General features: G+C 63.7%; 15 protein-coding genes and 3 pseudogenes. 4 read left to right on the plus strand and 14 right to left on the minus strand.

Annotation, left to right across the window (positions count from 1 at the left end; all coding sequences use genetic code 11):
- Positions 1 to 9: 9 nt before the first annotated feature.
- The 4 genes and pseudogenes from Y703_RS21555 to Y703_RS0109750 form a co-directional block, all read right to left on the minus strand.
- Positions 10 to 171, minus strand: a pseudogene (locus Y703_RS21555) (transposase); the annotation flags it as partial.
- On the minus strand, positions 117 to 491 hold the full coding sequence (locus Y703_RS23345; protein ID WP_026552543.1) for a carbohydrate ABC transporter permease: 375 nt from the start codon (positions 489 to 491) through the stop codon (positions 117 to 119). The pseudogene Y703_RS21555 and the gene Y703_RS23345, both read right to left, overlap by 55 nt.
- A 101-nt stretch (positions 492 to 592) precedes the next feature.
- Complete coding sequence (locus tag Y703_RS0109745; RefSeq protein ID WP_026552544.1) at positions 593 to 1858, minus strand: sugar ABC transporter substrate-binding protein; 1266 nt, start codon at positions 1856 to 1858, stop codon at positions 593 to 595.
- 60 nt (positions 1859 to 1918) lie between these two features.
- Positions 1919 to 2962 carry a LacI family DNA-binding transcriptional regulator gene (locus Y703_RS0109750; RefSeq protein ID WP_026552545.1) on the minus strand — a complete coding sequence of 348 codons (1044 nt, stop codon included), beginning with the start codon at positions 2960 to 2962 and terminating at the stop codon, positions 1919 to 1921.
- 157 nt (positions 2963 to 3119) lie between these two features.
- On the opposite strand from Y703_RS0109750, the gene Y703_RS0109755 reads away from it, so the two are divergent.
- Entirely contained in the window at positions 3120 to 4991 is a 1872-nt protein-coding gene (locus tag Y703_RS0109755) for a glycogen debranching N-terminal domain-containing protein (protein WP_026552546.1), read from the plus strand.
- Positions 4992 to 5044: 53 nt separating this feature from the next.
- Here Y703_RS0109755 and Y703_RS0109760 read toward each other — a convergent pair whose 3' ends face one another.
- Entirely contained in the window at positions 5045 to 6109 is a 1065-nt protein-coding gene (locus Y703_RS0109760) for a mechanosensitive ion channel family protein (RefSeq protein ID WP_026552547.1), read from the minus strand.
- 96 nt (positions 6110 to 6205) lie between these two features.
- Positions 6206 to 7027 (minus strand): CPBP family intramembrane glutamic endopeptidase, encoded by an 822-nt coding sequence (locus Y703_RS0109765; RefSeq protein ID WP_026552548.1) that lies wholly within the window; start codon positions 7025 to 7027, stop codon positions 6206 to 6208.
- Between the two features lie 103 nt (positions 7028 to 7130).
- On the opposite strand from Y703_RS0109765, the gene Y703_RS0109770 reads away from it, so the two are divergent.
- A complete protein-coding gene (locus Y703_RS0109770; protein WP_026552549.1) occupies positions 7131 to 8510 on the plus strand; it encodes a dihydrolipoyl dehydrogenase family protein in 1380 nt (459 codons plus the stop codon).
- Here the strand turns inward: Y703_RS0109770 and Y703_RS23065 are convergent.
- A pseudogene (locus Y703_RS23065) lies at positions 8456 to 8596 on the minus strand (bile acid:sodium symporter family protein); the annotation flags it as partial. The gene Y703_RS0109770 and the pseudogene Y703_RS23065 sit on opposite strands and share 55 nt — an antisense overlap.
- Before the next feature lie 119 nt (positions 8597 to 8715).
- Between Y703_RS23065 and Y703_RS0109775 the strand changes: the two are divergent.
- Together Y703_RS0109775 and Y703_RS0109780 are read left to right on the plus strand one after the other, a co-directional pair.
- Positions 8716 to 8982 carry a hypothetical protein gene (locus Y703_RS0109775; RefSeq protein WP_026552550.1) on the plus strand — a complete coding sequence of 89 codons (267 nt, stop codon included), beginning with the start codon at positions 8716 to 8718 and terminating at the stop codon, positions 8980 to 8982.
- 10 nt (positions 8983 to 8992) lie between these two features.
- A complete protein-coding gene (locus Y703_RS0109780; protein WP_026552551.1) occupies positions 8993 to 9226 on the plus strand; it encodes a DUF6480 family protein in 234 nt (77 codons plus the stop codon).
- Between the two features lie 69 nt (positions 9227 to 9295).
- On the opposite strand, the gene Y703_RS0109785 is transcribed toward Y703_RS0109780, so the two are convergent.
- The 7 genes and pseudogenes from Y703_RS0109785 to Y703_RS19175 all read right to left on the minus strand — a co-directional run.
- Positions 9296 to 9601 (minus strand): PRC-barrel domain-containing protein, encoded by a 306-nt coding sequence (locus tag Y703_RS0109785; protein WP_026552552.1) that lies wholly within the window; start codon positions 9599 to 9601, stop codon positions 9296 to 9298.
- A gap of 131 nt (positions 9602 to 9732) precedes the next feature.
- Entirely contained in the window at positions 9733 to 10794 is a 1062-nt protein-coding gene (locus Y703_RS0109790; protein ID WP_026552553.1) for an iron-siderophore ABC transporter substrate-binding protein, read from the minus strand.
- 112 nt (positions 10795 to 10906) lie between these two features.
- Entirely contained in the window at positions 10907 to 11302 is a 396-nt protein-coding gene (locus tag Y703_RS0109795) for a ChaB family protein (protein WP_253908000.1), read from the minus strand.
- An 18-nt stretch (positions 11303 to 11320) separates the two neighbouring features.
- Positions 11321 to 11548 (minus strand): PLDc N-terminal domain-containing protein, encoded by a 228-nt coding sequence (locus Y703_RS0109800; protein ID WP_026552555.1) that lies wholly within the window; start codon positions 11546 to 11548, stop codon positions 11321 to 11323.
- Positions 11549 to 11619: 71 nt separating this feature from the next.
- Positions 11620 to 12594: an ATP-grasp domain-containing protein gene (locus Y703_RS0109805; protein ID WP_026552556.1), complete on the minus strand. Its 975-nt coding sequence runs from the start codon at positions 12592 to 12594 to the stop codon at positions 11620 to 11622.
- 75 nt (positions 12595 to 12669) lie between these two features.
- Positions 12670 to 14244, minus strand: a complete 1575-nt coding sequence (locus tag Y703_RS0109810; RefSeq protein WP_026552557.1) for an AbgT family transporter — start codon at positions 14242 to 14244, stop codon at positions 12670 to 12672.
- A gap of 73 nt (positions 14245 to 14317) precedes the next feature.
- Positions 14318 to 14618, minus strand: a pseudogene (locus tag Y703_RS19175) (amidohydrolase); the annotation flags it as partial.

Raw genomic sequence — 14618 nt, forward strand, 5'->3', positions numbered from 1 at the left:
GAAACACTACGGCAGATCCCGCCACGGGATTCCTGCCCGGAACCGATAAACGATGCCCTCAACGACCAGCCTGTGATTGTTGAAGGGGCGGCCCGGGCTTCCGTCCGAGCTTGGCATCAACGGCTCAATCCGAGCCCACTGAGCATCCGACAAAACAGCAGTACGTGACATACCACCAGCATCCCAAAGACCTCACCGAACAATAAGGAGACACGCCCTAGGCCCTCCCCGCCGAGGATGTTGGAGAAGTTCTCCCCGCCAATGAAGTTCACGTCTCCGGACAGGGGGCTGCCGCGTCCGGTCCAGTCGGAGACGCTCACCCACGCCGCCATCAGGACGGGAATCACCAGGAAAAGTCCCAGGATCAGCACCACCGGGGAGATGAACAGCCATCCGGTCAGGCCGGTGCGGCCCTGAATGCCGTTGCGTTTCCGGGGCGCCGGCGCATCATTGGTTCCGGCCGGCTTCTTTGCCGCTGTACTACGTGCCACTGCGTCCTCGTTCTATTGCCCCAGGGGTCATTAGGTGGTGGTACCGCAGGAGCGCCCGATGGTGCGAACGGTCAGGGCGCTCCTGCGGCGGGTTCGTGCGGCTATCCAGCGTCGGCGACGACAGCTTCCATGTCGGTCTGGAGAGTGTCGAGCACCTGCTGGATGTCAGCGGTCTTGATGGTCTCCAACTGGGCGTTCAGCTCCGCCAGGACGTCGGAGGCCCCGGGCTGAGCTGGCAGGTTCTGCGCGTAGTCGCCACCGGCGATGAACGCCGCGAGGTCGGGGTACTCGGCTGACCATTCCTCGGCTGCTGACTGCAGTGACGGCATGACGCCGAAGGCTTCAGCAAAGCCAAGCTGGCTTTCGACGGTGGTCAGGTGTGCCACCAGCTCCTTGGCGCCTTCAACGTTGTCGCTGTCTGCTGCAATGCCCCAGCAGTTGGTGAACTGCAGGGTACCCGGCCCTGCGGGCCCTTCCGGAAGCTCTGCTACCTGGTAGTCGACATCGGGGAAGTCGTTGGCCATGGCGCCAGCAATCCAGTTGCCTTCGATTACCATCGCTGCCTGGCCCTTCCCGAAGGCCTCCCCGCCCCAGCCTGAGCCGAGCTCCGATGAGTAGGCCGCGACGCCGTCGTTCATCATCTGCTGCACGTAGGTGAGGGCCTCGACGTTCTCGGCGCTGTTGACCGTCGCCTCACCGTCGGTGACCAAACCCCCGCCAGCCTGGGCAGCGAAGACACCCAGCCGCTGGAATTCCGGCCCGTAGCCGAGACCGACGACGTCGTCGGTCGTCAGCTCCCCAGCGACTGTGCTGAGCTCTTCCCAGGTGGTGGGCACGTCATCCTCGGTCAGACCGGCCTCTTCCCACAGGGTGTTGTTGATGATCAGGCCGAGCGTGGAGAAGTCTTTGGGTGCGCAGTACAGCTGGTCCTCGTAGGTGAAGGCCTCCTGCAGCGCTGGGTAGAAGTCGTCCTTGTTTTCCAGATCGTCGCCATAGGGCGCCAGGGATCCGTTAGCCGCGTAGCCGGTGAAGAGATCGGTGGAAACGTAGAATACGTCGGCGGGCTCGCCCGACGCGAAGCCCTGACTGAGCTGCTGCGGCAGGTCGGAGGCCACGCTGACGCTGGCGTCCATGCCGGATTCGCCAGCCCAGGCGTCGACGGCGTCGGTGACGGCGGTGGTCTCGGCCTCACCTGAGGAGCCGATCAGCACCGTGATTGGCGCGTCAGTGGCGCCCTCGGATTCGGCTGAGTCGCCGTCGGATCCGGAGAATCCCGATCCTCCGCAGGCGCTCAGTGCCAGGGCCGCTGCAGCAGTGACGGCAACGGCAAGCGTCGTCCTGCGGGTGCGGAAGTTTCCAGTCTTCATTGTCTGTTTCCTCATTCTTTTGTTTATTTCGGACTATCCAGGGGAACTGCAGTGTGTGGGTTACCCCAGCCAGCCGTTGCCGGCTAGGGGGTGAGGGACCCGCTGCGCCAGGGTGGGCGGCAGCAGCAGGTGTTTGTCGGGTCGGCCAGCGTCGGCGTCTCCCGAGAGCGTGTGGGTGAGCACCCTGATGATGTCCCGGGCGGCCTCCTCGATTGGCTGGGCAATGCTGGACAGCCCGACGGCGGCAGCTACAGGGGTGTCATCGAAGCCAATGACGTTGGGGGTGGCAGGGGCCCGGTGCTGGCTCCTGAAGGCTGAGAGCGCCCCGAGTGCCAGGCTGTCGCTGGCGCACACCACTGCGGTGGCTCCGGCAGCAATCAGGCTCTCAGCAGCGCGTGCACCGGCGGGGACGCCGTCGTTCACCGCAACGTCCAGCTGGTCGGCAAACACGCCGGCAGCTTGCAGGGCGCGGCGCCACCCGTCTCGGCGGTCATCGCCGGCTCCGGAGCCGGCTGGCCAGCCGATGAAGCCGATCGCCGTGTGCCCCTGATCGAGTAGCAGCCCGGTGGCCTGCTGGGTTCCCGCGCCGCCGTCGACGTCCACCCAGGGGTGGAGGGAGCTGAAGGGGTCCTCGGTGTCGCTCCAGGGGCGGCCGAAAGAGGCGAACGGGATCTCATTCTCGAGCAGCCACGCGGTGCGTTGGTCGCCGTGATGGGTGCCAGTGAGGACAAAGCCATCCAGATCGGAAACGTTGAGAAGTTCCTCGTACTGGCGGACCTCGTCGTCGTCGGTGGCTGCGCTGAACAGGGTCAGGCGATAGCTGTCCTCCTGGGCAGCCTCGGTCAGTGCGTGAAGGAACCGGTCGAGGATTGACCCGTTGATGCCGTCAACTACCGGCATCAACCGGATGCCGAGGTTCATGGAGCGGCGGGTGCGTAGCTGCCGGGCGGCGGCGCTGGGGCGGTAACCGCTTTCGGCGATGGCGTGCTCCACCCGTAGCCGGGTTTCCGGTTTGACCCGGTGGGGTGCGTTGATAACGTTGGAGATGGTCTGCCGGGACACACCGAGTGACTCGGCCAGACTGACCAGGGTTGCCTTCGCCATCGAACTCCCTCGTTCTCCCAATCACAGCAGCTCCGGAACGACTGCCTGTTTACAACAATATGAACGTTCAAATATGATGTCAATCACTAAGTTGAACGATCAAATAACGTTTTGGCAATAGTGTCAAGGCGACAACCCCCACCACCCAGGAGTTCATGTGGCCTACCGCCAGCCGTATCTGCACAACCTCACCGGTGTCTTCAGCGCGCCGGTCCAGGCCTGGGCAGACGATCACGGACAGATTCGGGGGCACGGCGCGCAGGGCATCCACTGCGGTGATGACCGGGTCCTCAAGGAGGCAATCCTGACCGTCAATGGTGAGGAGCCCGAGTGGGTATCCACCCAGGTCCGCTCGGCACACCGGGTGGACTATCTCTACTTTATCCGGGTGCAGTCCCCCGTGGCTGACCCGCTGCTCTACCTCACCAGGACCCGCATCGCCGATGCTCGAGGCATCAGCGAGGAGATCAAGATCGAGTCAGCCCATAGCTTCCTGGCACACCTTGAAGTGCAGTGCCTTCTCGTCGCTGACAGCACGCCAATGGAGAAGGTCAAGTCCGGAGCTGCGCCGCAGGTGGACGTCGACGTCGATGGCCCCCATTGGAATTGGCGCGGGCCGGACACCTCAATAGCGCTTGACGCAGGCGGCGCCCGCACCGAGTACGACGGCAACCACATCCGTCTCGTCTGGATGGCCGAGGTGGAACCCGGCGGCACCGTTGTCCTGCCATGGCGCGTGTCCCTTGAGGACAGCGCGGCCCCGATGGTGGCACCTCGCACTCCTGTGCTGGAGGCCCCCCGCCTTGCCGAGCCCCGGCTGCAGAGCCTGCTGAGCCAGTCGGTATCGGATCTCAACGGGTTGCGCATGGCCACGGCAGACCGGCCGGAGGACACCTTCCTGGCCGCCGGGGCGCCCTGGTTCTTCACCCTGTTCGGACGGGACTCCCTGATCGCTGCGCGGATGCTCCTGCCAATCGACACCGCTCTCGCGGGCAGCACCCTGCGCGCCCTGGCCTCGCGCCAGGGGGACAGCACCGATCCGCTGACCGCTGAGCAGCCCGGCAAGATCCTGCACGAGGTACGCCGCGGCACGCTCCAGTTCGAGGAGGGCGGTAACGGAATCTCCCTGCCGCCGGTCTACTTCGGAACCATCGACGCTACTCCCCTGTGGATCTCCCTGCTCCATGATGCGTGGCGGGCCGGTTTGCCGGACCCCGAGGTGGAGGCTCTGCTCGACCACCTTGAGGCGGCGCTGGTCTGGCTGCGGGATCACGGCGACTCCGACGGCGACGGCTTCCTGGAGTATCTCGACACCAGCGGTCATGGGCTCGCCAACCAGGGCTGGAAAGATTCAGGGGATTCGATTCGCTGGCACGACGGCGCACTCGCCGACGGCCCGATCGCTCTCGCGGAAGTGCAGGCCTACGCCTACGAAGCGGCGATGGGCGGCGCGGCACTGCTTGACGCCTTTGGCCGTCCCGGCGCGGGCGACTGGCGGGACTACGCCAACAAGCTGGAGATCCGGTTCCGTGAGTCCTTCTGGTGCAGCGATGAGCTGGGCTCCTACCCCGCGATCGCCCTCGACTCAGCGAAACGCCCAGTCGACGGCGTCACCAGCAATATGGGCCACCTGCTCGGCACCGGCATCCTTAATCTTGAGGAACAGGCGGCAGTGGTGCGCCGGCTGATGGACCCCACCATGTTCTCCGGCTACGGCATCAGGACCGTTTCCACCACCAACGGTGGGTTCTGGCCTACCCGCTACCACGCGGGGTCTGTGTGGAGCCACGACACCGGAATGATTATCAGCGGACTCGTCAAGGACGGTTTCACCGACGACGCGCATACCCTCGCATCAGGACTGCTCCGTGCTGCCGAGGGCTTCGACTGGCGCCTTCCGGAACTGTTCTCGGGCCACGCGTCCGACGATTTCTGGCCACCGGTCCCCTACCCCGCGTCCTGCCGCCCGCAGGCGTGGGCAGCGGCGTCGGCAGTCCCGATCGTGGCTGCACTCGGGGGTTTCGCCTAGCTCCTTAGGGTCGAGTCAACACCAATGACAGGTTTCGCACCGGAAACCCGTCATTAGTGTTGACTCGATCCGGGGGTGGGCTCCAGGGCTGGCACCGATTCCCACCGTTGGCGCGGCAAGGCTTCCCGATGATGCGTCTGCAGGAATACCACCATTGATTCGCGGATCAGGCACTTCAGATCCCAGAGGGCGCTGTTATCGACCGCGCTGACCAGCATCCGAGCTCGCACCAGTCCGTCAGTGGCCTGGGTGATCTGAAGACTGCTGGAGCGTCCGTCCCACAGCGGGGTCTGGCTGAGCTCGGCCATCAAGTGGTCCCGCATCGAGTCAATGGGGACGCGCCAGTCGAGGTCCAGATCGACTGTGCCCAGCAACTCAGCGCGGCTGCGCGTCCAGTTCTCGAACGGCGTAGTGGTGAAGTAGGTCGACGGCAGGATGACCCGGCGTTCGTCCCAGACCTTGACCACCACATAGGTCATGGTGATCTCCTCGACGGCGCCGAGCTCGCCTTCAACGAACACCGTGTCATCGATGCGGATGGCGTCGGTGAAGGCCAGCTGCACCCCGGCGAAGACGTTACTGAGGGAGCTCTGCACCGCCAGACCGGCCACAATGGAGATCAGTCCGGCCGAGGCCAGGATGCCAGCGCCGAGGGCTCGTACCTCGGGGATGGTCAGGAGCACGCTGGCCAGCGCCAGCGTAATTACCAACGCCACGCCCACCCTGCGGGCGAGCATGATCTGCGTCTTGAGGCGTCGCATGCGCCCGTGGTCAACAGTATCCCGCCCATACTTCCGCAGGGCGACTACTTCAACCACGAGCAGGAGGGACGCCACCAGCCAGGCTACGGCAGCGATCAAGGCCAGCACCAGCGCATAATCCACCGGCTGGAACCAGCCAGTCCCTGCGGCAGTCACCGCCAGGGCTATCCGCGCACCGACGACGGCGAGTACCAGCCGCACCGGGTTCAGCACCCGCCGCGACGCACCCTGAATAGCCGGCACCCCGCGCAGGGAACGGGCAGCCACCCGGCGCAAAACGGCTGCAAGCAGCACGGCTGCGATCAGTGCAGCGACGACGGCGCCGACCGGGGCTAACGCGTTCAGTAGTTCATCCATGGCTTCACCGTGTCAGATGACTGTGGGTAGCTGTCCATCCGGAACGAATAACTGTGGGCAGACTCTCACCCGGCTGACAGCTCGGGATCAGGCGGGTCAGTAAAAAAAGATGTTGAACCAGTCGCGGTTATGCGCATGGATCAGGACCAGGAACAACACAAAGTCAAACAGCAGGTGCACCGCCACAATGTAGCTCAGGGATTTGGTCTTCTTGAAGATCCAGCCCTGCACCAGAGCAAAAGGGTAGATCAGCGCCGGCCCCCACGCGTGGAAGCCGAGTTCCCACAGGAAGGACGTAAACAGCACCGCCTGCAGCATGTTGGCCTGCCAGTCCGGCAGGTGTCGCCGGAGCAGCGTGAAGGCTGTACAGATGAAGAACAGCTCGTCCCAGATGCCCAGCACGTTTGTCCCCAGGAACAGCCGCGCCACCGAGCTCCCGTCGGAGGCTGCGGGCCAGTTCTCGAACACGCCGGTAGGAATCATATAGAGCGGCAGCAGGACATACCCCATCACGACGACGGCTACGAGGTACCAGCGCTCAGTCCGGCTCCACGGCTGGCCGGTAAGCACCGGGAAACGAATCGCATGATCCTTAAAGACAAACCTGGACAGCGAATAGGGCAGCCCCACCGCAAAAAACATCGCGGTACCCATGGTGAACATGTGGCTGAAGCTGATGTCGGTGGTGATGGGCACCAGGCTCATGATGAGCAAGCCCAACGCCAATAGGGTCAGATCCTTGAACAACTGCCGACCGATAAAGTACGACGACGCCAGTGCCGCCGCCAGCAACAGGTAGCCCAGCCAGCGCTGATCGAGCCCGAACATGACGAACCCCGATGCAGCGATCAACACCGCCGGGATCAGGTTCGCGGCCGTCTTCCGTGTCTCCGGCACAGTGTCCGGCTGGGTTGTCATACCCACGAGATTACCTAAGCTGACGGAAGTGCGGGAGATTCGCAGCAATTGACGCTATACAGGAAGCAAGAGCATCACCACGTCAGCCACCGGGAGCAGCGCCATGGAATACACCTTCGATGTCTTGATTGTGGGAGCCGGTCCGGCCGGGATGGCTGCGGCGGTGCGGGCAGCAGAGCTCGGCGCCCGAGTGGGAGTGGTGGAACGGGCCAAGCTCGGCGGCACCTGCGTCAACTCCGGGTGCGTGCCGACCCGTGTCCTCGCGAAGACGGCCCGGCTGTATCGCGAGGTGCGAACGGCCTACGACTACGGGATTGTCGTGGCCGAGCCCTCGGCTGACTGGCCGCAGATTGTCCGCCGGGTCCAGTCCACTGTGGATCGCGTGCTCGCGGCCAAAAATTACGACGCCGTCGTTGAACGGCTGGGCATTGACCTCCTCACCGGCGAAGCCTCGTTCACTGATCAGCACACCCTCTCTGTCGACGGACGTCCGGTGAGCGCGGGATCGGTGATCCTGTGCGTTGGGGGCAGCGCGCGAAGGCTCCCCATTCCAGGCGCCGAACACGCAGTGCTTCCGCCCGAAATCCTCGATCTGCCGGACCTGCCGCGAGCAATCGCGGTGATCGGCGGCGGGCACACCGGCGCCCAACTAGCGACAATCTTTCACGCTCTCGGATCCCGGGTACTGCTGCTGGATCTGGCGCCGCGCATCCTCACCACCGAGGACGTTGATGTCTCGGCCGCCGTCACCGACGGGTTCCGCACCCGCGGCGTGCAGGTGGAGACCGGAATTGCCGGGATCGACCAAATCACCAAGGACGACGACGGCGCACTGCGGCTGCAGTGGCGCAACGAATCCGGAACGCACGAGGACGTGGTCGACGCCGTCGTAATGGCAGCGGGCTGGCCAGCGAACATCGACTCGCTCGGCCTGGAAGCCGCGGGCATCACCGCGCTGCGCACAGCAATTCCGGTTGACGACTACCTGCGCTCGAATGTGCCCCACGTGTTTGTGGCAGGGGATGCGAACGGCTCCAGCATGCTGGTGCAGGCCGCCGTGTTTGAGGGTGAAACCGCTGCCGAGAACGCTGTGCTCGGCTCACACCGGACCACTCCGCACCATCTTCTCCCAGCTGGCGGTTTCACCGATCCGGACTACGCCGGGGTGGGTCTCACCGAGGAGGCAGCGAGGGCGCGCGATAGCGAGGCAGCGGTCGTCCTCGTGCCCTATGGTGAGGTGGAACGCCCGATTATCGACGACAGGGAGCAGGGGTTCCTGAAGCTGGTGCTGGATCGGCATCGGGAGCTGATCCTCGGTGCGCACGCGGTGGGTGAGAACGCCGTCGAGGTGATTCAGGCTGTCGCAGCCGCGATGGCCGCGGGGACCGACGTCGCTACCCTCGCCCGGGTGAAGTTCGCCTACCCCACCTACACGGCGATCATCGGGGAGGCGGCGCGAGCCGCCGTCCGGCGGGGCCAATAAGCGGCCAGCACGGCGCCGGAAACGTTGTGCTGGATCGAGAAGATAGCGCCGGGCAGTGCCGCTTCGGGCGTCAGGTACTGTCGGGCGGTGCTGCTAGGGTTGAACCAATCCAGAACTGCACAGCGGGCTTATTGTTATTTTATCGCAGGGCATGATTCTTACTGCTTCTACCGGCCTCCCCCGTTGCAGCGATTAAAGGAGCACAATGACAACTATGGACAAAAAGTTCTCTGTGACCGAGGAATCCTCGAGCAAGCACCCACACGACTGGGGTCGCGCCATGGCAGTGGCGATCAGCCGATTGGTCGAGCTGGCCCGCGAGGCTGGCGACGTAGTCGAAAACGAAAACCTCTACGGCGAGGACCTACACCTGTTTGTTCGCGAGACAGAGGAGGGCGCGGACATCACCATGTCCTGGACGCCACGTGAGACGAAAGACCCATCGCCGAAGAGGTCTGATTGGGAAATCTAGGAGGCACTCGATGACAGGACAGAACCCTGACCCTCAGGGGGACAAGATCACCGGGCTTGAGCCGGGTGGCGGAGTACCCCCTGGTGAAACCCCGCCGGGTGAATCCTCTACGGTCGGGCCCCAGGGGCACGATGAAGGAACCTCAAAGGCGAACAACCCTCTCCCCTGGCTGGTCGGCATCGGAGTGGTCTTCGTGGCCTGCATCGTCCTGTTTGTGGTCGGGCGACTGATCGACGTTTTCTGACGCTCCGCCCGGGAGCCTGCCGGTCCACTCGATTGACGGTTTAGGGCGACCCCCGGGCTCAACCCGCTGTCAGAGGTTGTAGTACTCCCGCAGGGACGCCGTCTGCTCATCAGTCAGTTCCGAATCGGCTCCCAGATCGGGCGCGTCGATGATCTTGTCCTTGGAGTACGCCACGTGAAGGTCCCCGCCCTCGAGGCGGGCGCCGTCGAACGGGATGAAGTGCTCGCGGGTATTGAACAGCCCCAGGGGAACGGTCAGCCAGGCGGGCTCGCCGGTGCGTGCGTCCAGGTGAACCTGTGACACCTCGCCGAGCTTCTCGCCGTCGGCATCCCATGCGGTGGCTTCCTGCAGGGCGCTGATATCCGATTGTGCCATGGTGCTTCTCCATCCTTGGTGAATCTCAATGTGCTGATCCTATTTCAGCCGAGGTTGGCCCAGAGAGCAACTGGAGGTGCGGCAGGGGCGCCCCTCCACGAGGTGCGCCCCTGTACCAGGGTGAAGCTGGTTTAGCCCTCGGCCTGCTGGGCTGCCTCGTCAAGCATGGGAAGGAAGGTGTCCAGTGCCCAGGGAAGACTCAGCGGATTGGCTGCCGAGATGGACAGGGTAAGGGTGTTATCCGGATCTGCCACCAGTGCACCCGATTCAACCGCGGGAATCTGGCTCAGCAGCGGATCGTCGGCGATTGCGTCCCTGGTGCTTTCATCGGGGACCCAGGTCACGAAAATATCGGACTCCAGCTCATTGGCCCGCTCAGCTGACCAGGGAATGAAGAATTCCTCCGAGCCCTCGGTATTTTCCGTCACGATGTCAGCCTGGACCATCCCAATCGATTCAAGGAAGCGCGGCCGATTGTCGTTGGCGGTGTAAATGCTGACGCCTTCCGCGCTGGCGGGCTCGAGATTGCCGTAGATGAAAGTCTTGTCAACGATCGACGGGTAGTCTGCCGCCGCAGTGGCAACAGTTTCTTCTGTTTCGGTGACCAGTGCTTCGGCTTCATCGGCCAGGCCAAGTGCCTCGCCGATGATGCGGGTCGATTCCTGCCACGGAGTGCCATAGGCGACCTCGGGGAAAGCAACCACTGGAGCGATGGCACTCAGGGTGTCGTAGTCTTCCTGCGTCAGGCCTGAATACGCGGCCAGGATGACGTCGGGGTTGGTTGCCGCAACCTCGTCAAACGCGTACCCGTCGGCTTCCGAGTACTGCACAGGTGCGTTCTCTGTACCGATTGCGGCGCCGAGTTCTTCCAGCTTGGCGTCCTTCCACGGCGTTGACGCGTTTTGATTTCCGCCATACTCATCGCTTTGCATGCCGACAGGTACGACGCCGAGCGCCAGTGCGACGTCGGCGTTGACCCAGTCGACTGTCGCTACCCGCTCAGGCAATTCGGAAATGACAGTCTCACCGTAGGCATGCTCAATGGTGACGGGGAACTGATCCGCCGCGCCGGCAGCCTCGGTGGCTTGGGTGGCTGGGCCACCATCGGCAGGTCCAGTGCTGCAGGCGGATAGTGCCAGGATTGCGGCGGCGGCGGTGGCAGCGGCCAGGCCGCGCAGACGGGTGGGGGCCATGGGGCTCCTCGACTTTCAGGAAACTGTGGCGTGCGCCCGTTCGGACGCGACAAGGTAAGGCTAACCTACCTTTCAACCTATTACGAAATGTTTATGTTGCGTAATAGGTTGGCTACTTGTTCCTCGCCTGCCGGGTTTCGCTGTCGTTGGCGCGCCGGATAGCCTCCATCGGTTCTGCCTTAGTCATCTTCAAACGGCCCTCAACGTCCAGTTCGCGGGCAATCCCGTAAAGGTGCGCCTTCGAGGCGTTAGCGTTTACCCCTCCGGCCGTCGACCCGGAGCTTCCCGCACCGCCCTCGGCCGCTGCGTCCGACGGGCCGTTTTCGCCTTTGGGCTCCCAGCGATCACCCACCTTCTCGTGGCTGTGTTTGAGTGAGCTGAAGGCGGTGCGTTGAGCACGTTCGCCCGCTCCGTATTTTTCCTCTGCCGCTTCAAGTGTCTTCGCGAAGGTGGCCTGCGCCTTCTTTCCAGACCGCTGCAATGTGCTGGGCAACTCGCTCTTCTTCACCGAGATGTTCCTCCAATTTCAGCTGCGCGTTACCGGGTCCCTGGTGCCTGACTCAGTGGAGCGGTAGATAAACCAGGCGATCGCGCCGAAGAACGGTGCGACGACGGCGAGCGCAATCCAGACTGCTTTGGCGGTCGGGCTCAGGACAGTGCTCCTGGCCACCGAGATGATCGCCGTGATGGCGAGGATCATGACCGCTACCCACGCCAGGCCAGCCCAAATGAACCATGTTGCTGAACCCATCATCGCTGTGTCCTCCTCGGGGCTCCTCGGCGGCGAGCGCCAGCCGAGCCATCGTCGTCCGCGTGGTGCCTACCCTAGCGAAGAACTGGTTCGGCTGCTGGCGCCGCCAGGGACGTCAGGTATTCCACCAGTGCGCCAGGGGCCGAGCGGGGCGCCTGGGCCTCGACTACCGCGTTGTAGTTGGTGTTGGTATTCACGTCATAGGTGAGCACCCGGCCGTCAGCGGTCTCGATGAATTCGATTCCACACACCTCGATGCTGTTCCGGGCGGCAAAATCGAGGTACTTCTCGATGATCGGGTGATCGAAGCCCCTGCGGAGGCTAAACAGCTGCTGGCCCTCCTCGGGCTCGATGGTGGCCCCGGGAGGCATGATGGGCTTGCCGGTCACAGGATCGATGGCGCACGCGTCGGCGGGGCACAGCTGGAATCCCCCGCGGGCCGTATCAGCCTGGATCGCATAGATGAACTCGCCGCCAACAATTTCGACCCGGGTGATGATGGGCTCGGCTGCCTGGATGAACTCCTGGATTAGGGTGATGCCGTCCTGGGGTTCTTCGAACTCGGCCGAACCAACGTACTCGGCCAGCTCCTCGTGGCTTTCGAACTTCCTGACGCCCAGGCCCTTCCCGCCCTGGTTGTGCTTGGTGATGAACGGCGTGGGAAATCCCGCTGCTGCGTCGAGGATCCGGTGCTTTCCGATGGCAGCGACGGTACGCGGGGTGTCGATGCCTGCCGCCTTCAGCGCGGTCAGTTGATCAATCTTGCTCATTTCGAGTTCCAGGATCCGCCGCCCATTGACTGTGCGACGCCCGTGGGCTTCCAGCCAGGAGAGGACAGCCCGCGCGTAGTCCTTGGAGAGGCCATGGTCCCGGGTGTGCGACGATGCGCTGATCCGCGACCAGAAAATTCCCTCGGGCGGTTCCTGGTCAAGATCGAGGACGCCGTCGGTCAGCAGCCATTCCTCGACCTCGGCACCTTCCGCCTCGAAGGCCTTGGCGAATGGCGGAAACCATTCAGGATTCTCGTGCAGGGCGAAGATCTTGGTCACTAAGTACCTCCAGCTTGGGTTCACTTGTCATAACGGCGCCTCGGACGCGCCTATTCCGCTGCCCACTGAGGGCGATTACTCGGGTAGGAAGATGCCGTTGCCCGGCCCGAGGGGCAGGTCCAGGAAGAAGAACACGCTCAGAATTGCCACCCAGGCGAGCCAGAATGGCACCACGAAAGGCAGCATCCGCGCCATCAAGGTGCCGAGTCCGGCGTCGGGCTCGTATTTACGGAGCATGGTGAGGAGCACAATCATGTAGGGGTTCAGCGGAGTGATCACCTGGGTTGCGGAGTCGCCCACCCTGAACGCAGCCTGGATGAAGGCAGGCTCATAGCCGAGCAGGACAAACAGTGGCACGAACACTGCTGCCATCAGGGTCCACATTGCCGACCCGGAAATGATGAACAGGTTCAACACTGACGCCAGCAGGATGAAGGCGAGGATAGCGGGGTAACCCGTCAGGCCGATTGCTTCCAGCCCACCCGCACCCGCCACGGCAATCCATTGCCCGATGCCTGACCAGTTGAACAGGGCGATGAACTGGCCCAGGATGAACGCCAGCACCAGAAACCCTGCCATGTCCTTGATCGCTTCGCCCATCACCCGCGGAACGTCCCGGCCCGTGGTGATGGTTCCGACGATCTTCCCGTACACCAGGCCCGGCACCACGAACATGCTGAACACCACAAACACGATCGAGCCGAGGAGCGGCGAGGTGGGCAGGAAGCCGCCGTCCTCATTGCGCCACGGAGAGGCGGGCAGCACAAAGGCAACCACGAGCACGACGGCGAGGATTGCCCCGCCGATCGCTGCCCACCGCAGGCCCCTGCTTTCCTGGGGTGTGAGGTCCGCGCTGAGTTCTGCACTGGTGGGCGCCGCGGCTGTGTCGTCGTCGCGGACTTCTTCGCGGGGGATACCCTGCCGCTTCAGGCGCGGCTCGAGGATCTTGTCAATCACAAAGCCCGCGATCGCCATCAGGACGATCGCCGCCACCACGTTGAAGAAGTAGTTGGACACGGGGGTCACGGCGGAACCGGCGTTGGGCAGGGTCTCGGTGACCGCCGTCGTGATGCCGGCGAAGAGCGCGTCGAGGCTGGTGACCAAAACGTTAGTTGAGTATCCTGCGCCGGCTGCAGCGAAGCCGCCGAGCAGCCCAGCGACGGGGTGCCGGCCCGCCGCCTTGAACACCAGCGCCGCCAGCGGCGGGATCACCACAAACGCTGCGTCCGACATGATGGAGCCGGTGACACCAACGGCGCCGACAGCGTAGGGCAGTGCCCACCTGGGCGCACTGCCGAAAGCCCTGCGGATCATCGCGCCCAGCAGCCCTGACTTCTCGGCAACACCCACCGCGAGCAGGATCGGCAGCACAGTGGCCAGCGGCGGGAATCCGAGGTAGTTGGGCCCGAGGTTGGTGGTGAGCCACGTGAGCCCCTCGGCGGTGAAGAGTCCCTTGATCTCGGTAATCTCGTCACTGCCGGGGAGCTGGACAGTGACATTGGACCATGCCATCGCCGTCGAGACCACAGCTGTGAAGCCGAACAGGATCAGGAAGAGCATAAAGGGATCGGGCAGCTTGTTGCCGACCCGTTCAACCCCGTTGAGGAACTTGTCGGTGATTCCGCGGGGCGCGCTTGCGGTAGTGGACATGGGTGGTACTCCCTTGACTTGAGGTCACGCGGGGTTCAGTGCTAAGTGGTGGTGGTACCTAGTGCCGCACGGCTCAATCGAAGTAGGACGGGACATCGATGGGCCCACCCTGTCCGTCAAACTCCTGCCGTACCTGCTGCTGAAGCAACGGGTCCATCAGATAATCCAGGGCGGTCAACGCGAGCCCTGCGGCGCCGTCGTACGCTCCCTGCACCGCCGTGTCGGAAGCTGCTGCAGCAGCGAACTCCGTGGTGTGGAGTGCTGTGCTCTGGTCAGCGATCTTGATCAGCGGGTGGATGCCCGGGATCCGGTAGCTGACGTTTCCGAAGTCGGTGGACGCCGCAAGGGTATCGGAGACAACACCGGCGGGGAGC

The organism is Arthrobacter sp. H20 (genome assembly GCF_000520515.1).
In the GTDB taxonomy this organism is placed as follows: Bacteria; Actinomycetota; Actinomycetes; order Actinomycetales; family Micrococcaceae; genus Arthrobacter_D.

What these genes read in the sequence shown, in the direction of transcription:
- Y703_RS0109745 (WP_026552544.1), bottom strand. Translation starts at nt 1,858, where the DNA reads ATGAAGACTGGAAACTTCCGCACCCGCAGGACGACGCTTGCCGTTGCC.
- Y703_RS0109750 (WP_026552545.1), bottom strand. Translation starts at nt 2,962, where the DNA reads ATGGCGAAGGCAACCCTGGTCAGTCTGGCCGAGTCACTCGGTGTGTCC.
- Y703_RS0109760 (WP_026552547.1), bottom strand. Translation starts at nt 6,109, where the DNA reads ATGGATGAACTACTGAACGCGTTAGCCCCGGTCGGCGCCGTCGTCGCT.
- Y703_RS0109765 (WP_026552548.1), bottom strand. Translation starts at nt 7,027, where the DNA reads ATGACAACCCAGCCGGACACTGTGCCGGAGACACGGAAGACGGCCGCG.
- Y703_RS0109770 (WP_026552549.1), top strand. Translation starts at nt 7,131, where the DNA reads ATGGAATACACCTTCGATGTCTTGATTGTGGGAGCCGGTCCGGCCGGG.
- Y703_RS0109775 (WP_026552550.1), top strand. Translation starts at nt 8,716, where the DNA reads ATGACAACTATGGACAAAAAGTTCTCTGTGACCGAGGAATCCTCGAGC.
- Y703_RS0109780 (WP_026552551.1), top strand. Translation starts at nt 8,993, where the DNA reads ATGACAGGACAGAACCCTGACCCTCAGGGGGACAAGATCACCGGGCTT.
- Y703_RS0109785 (WP_026552552.1), bottom strand. Translation starts at nt 9,601, where the DNA reads ATGGCACAATCGGATATCAGCGCCCTGCAGGAAGCCACCGCATGGGAT.
- Y703_RS0109790 (WP_026552553.1), bottom strand. Translation starts at nt 10,794, where the DNA reads ATGGCCCCCACCCGTCTGCGCGGCCTGGCCGCTGCCACCGCCGCCGCC.
- Y703_RS0109800 (WP_026552555.1), bottom strand. Translation starts at nt 11,548, where the DNA reads ATGATGGGTTCAGCAACATGGTTCATTTGGGCTGGCCTGGCGTGGGTA.
- Y703_RS0109810 (WP_026552557.1), bottom strand. Translation starts at nt 14,244, where the DNA reads ATGTCCACTACCGCAAGCGCGCCCCGCGGAATCACCGACAAGTTCCTC.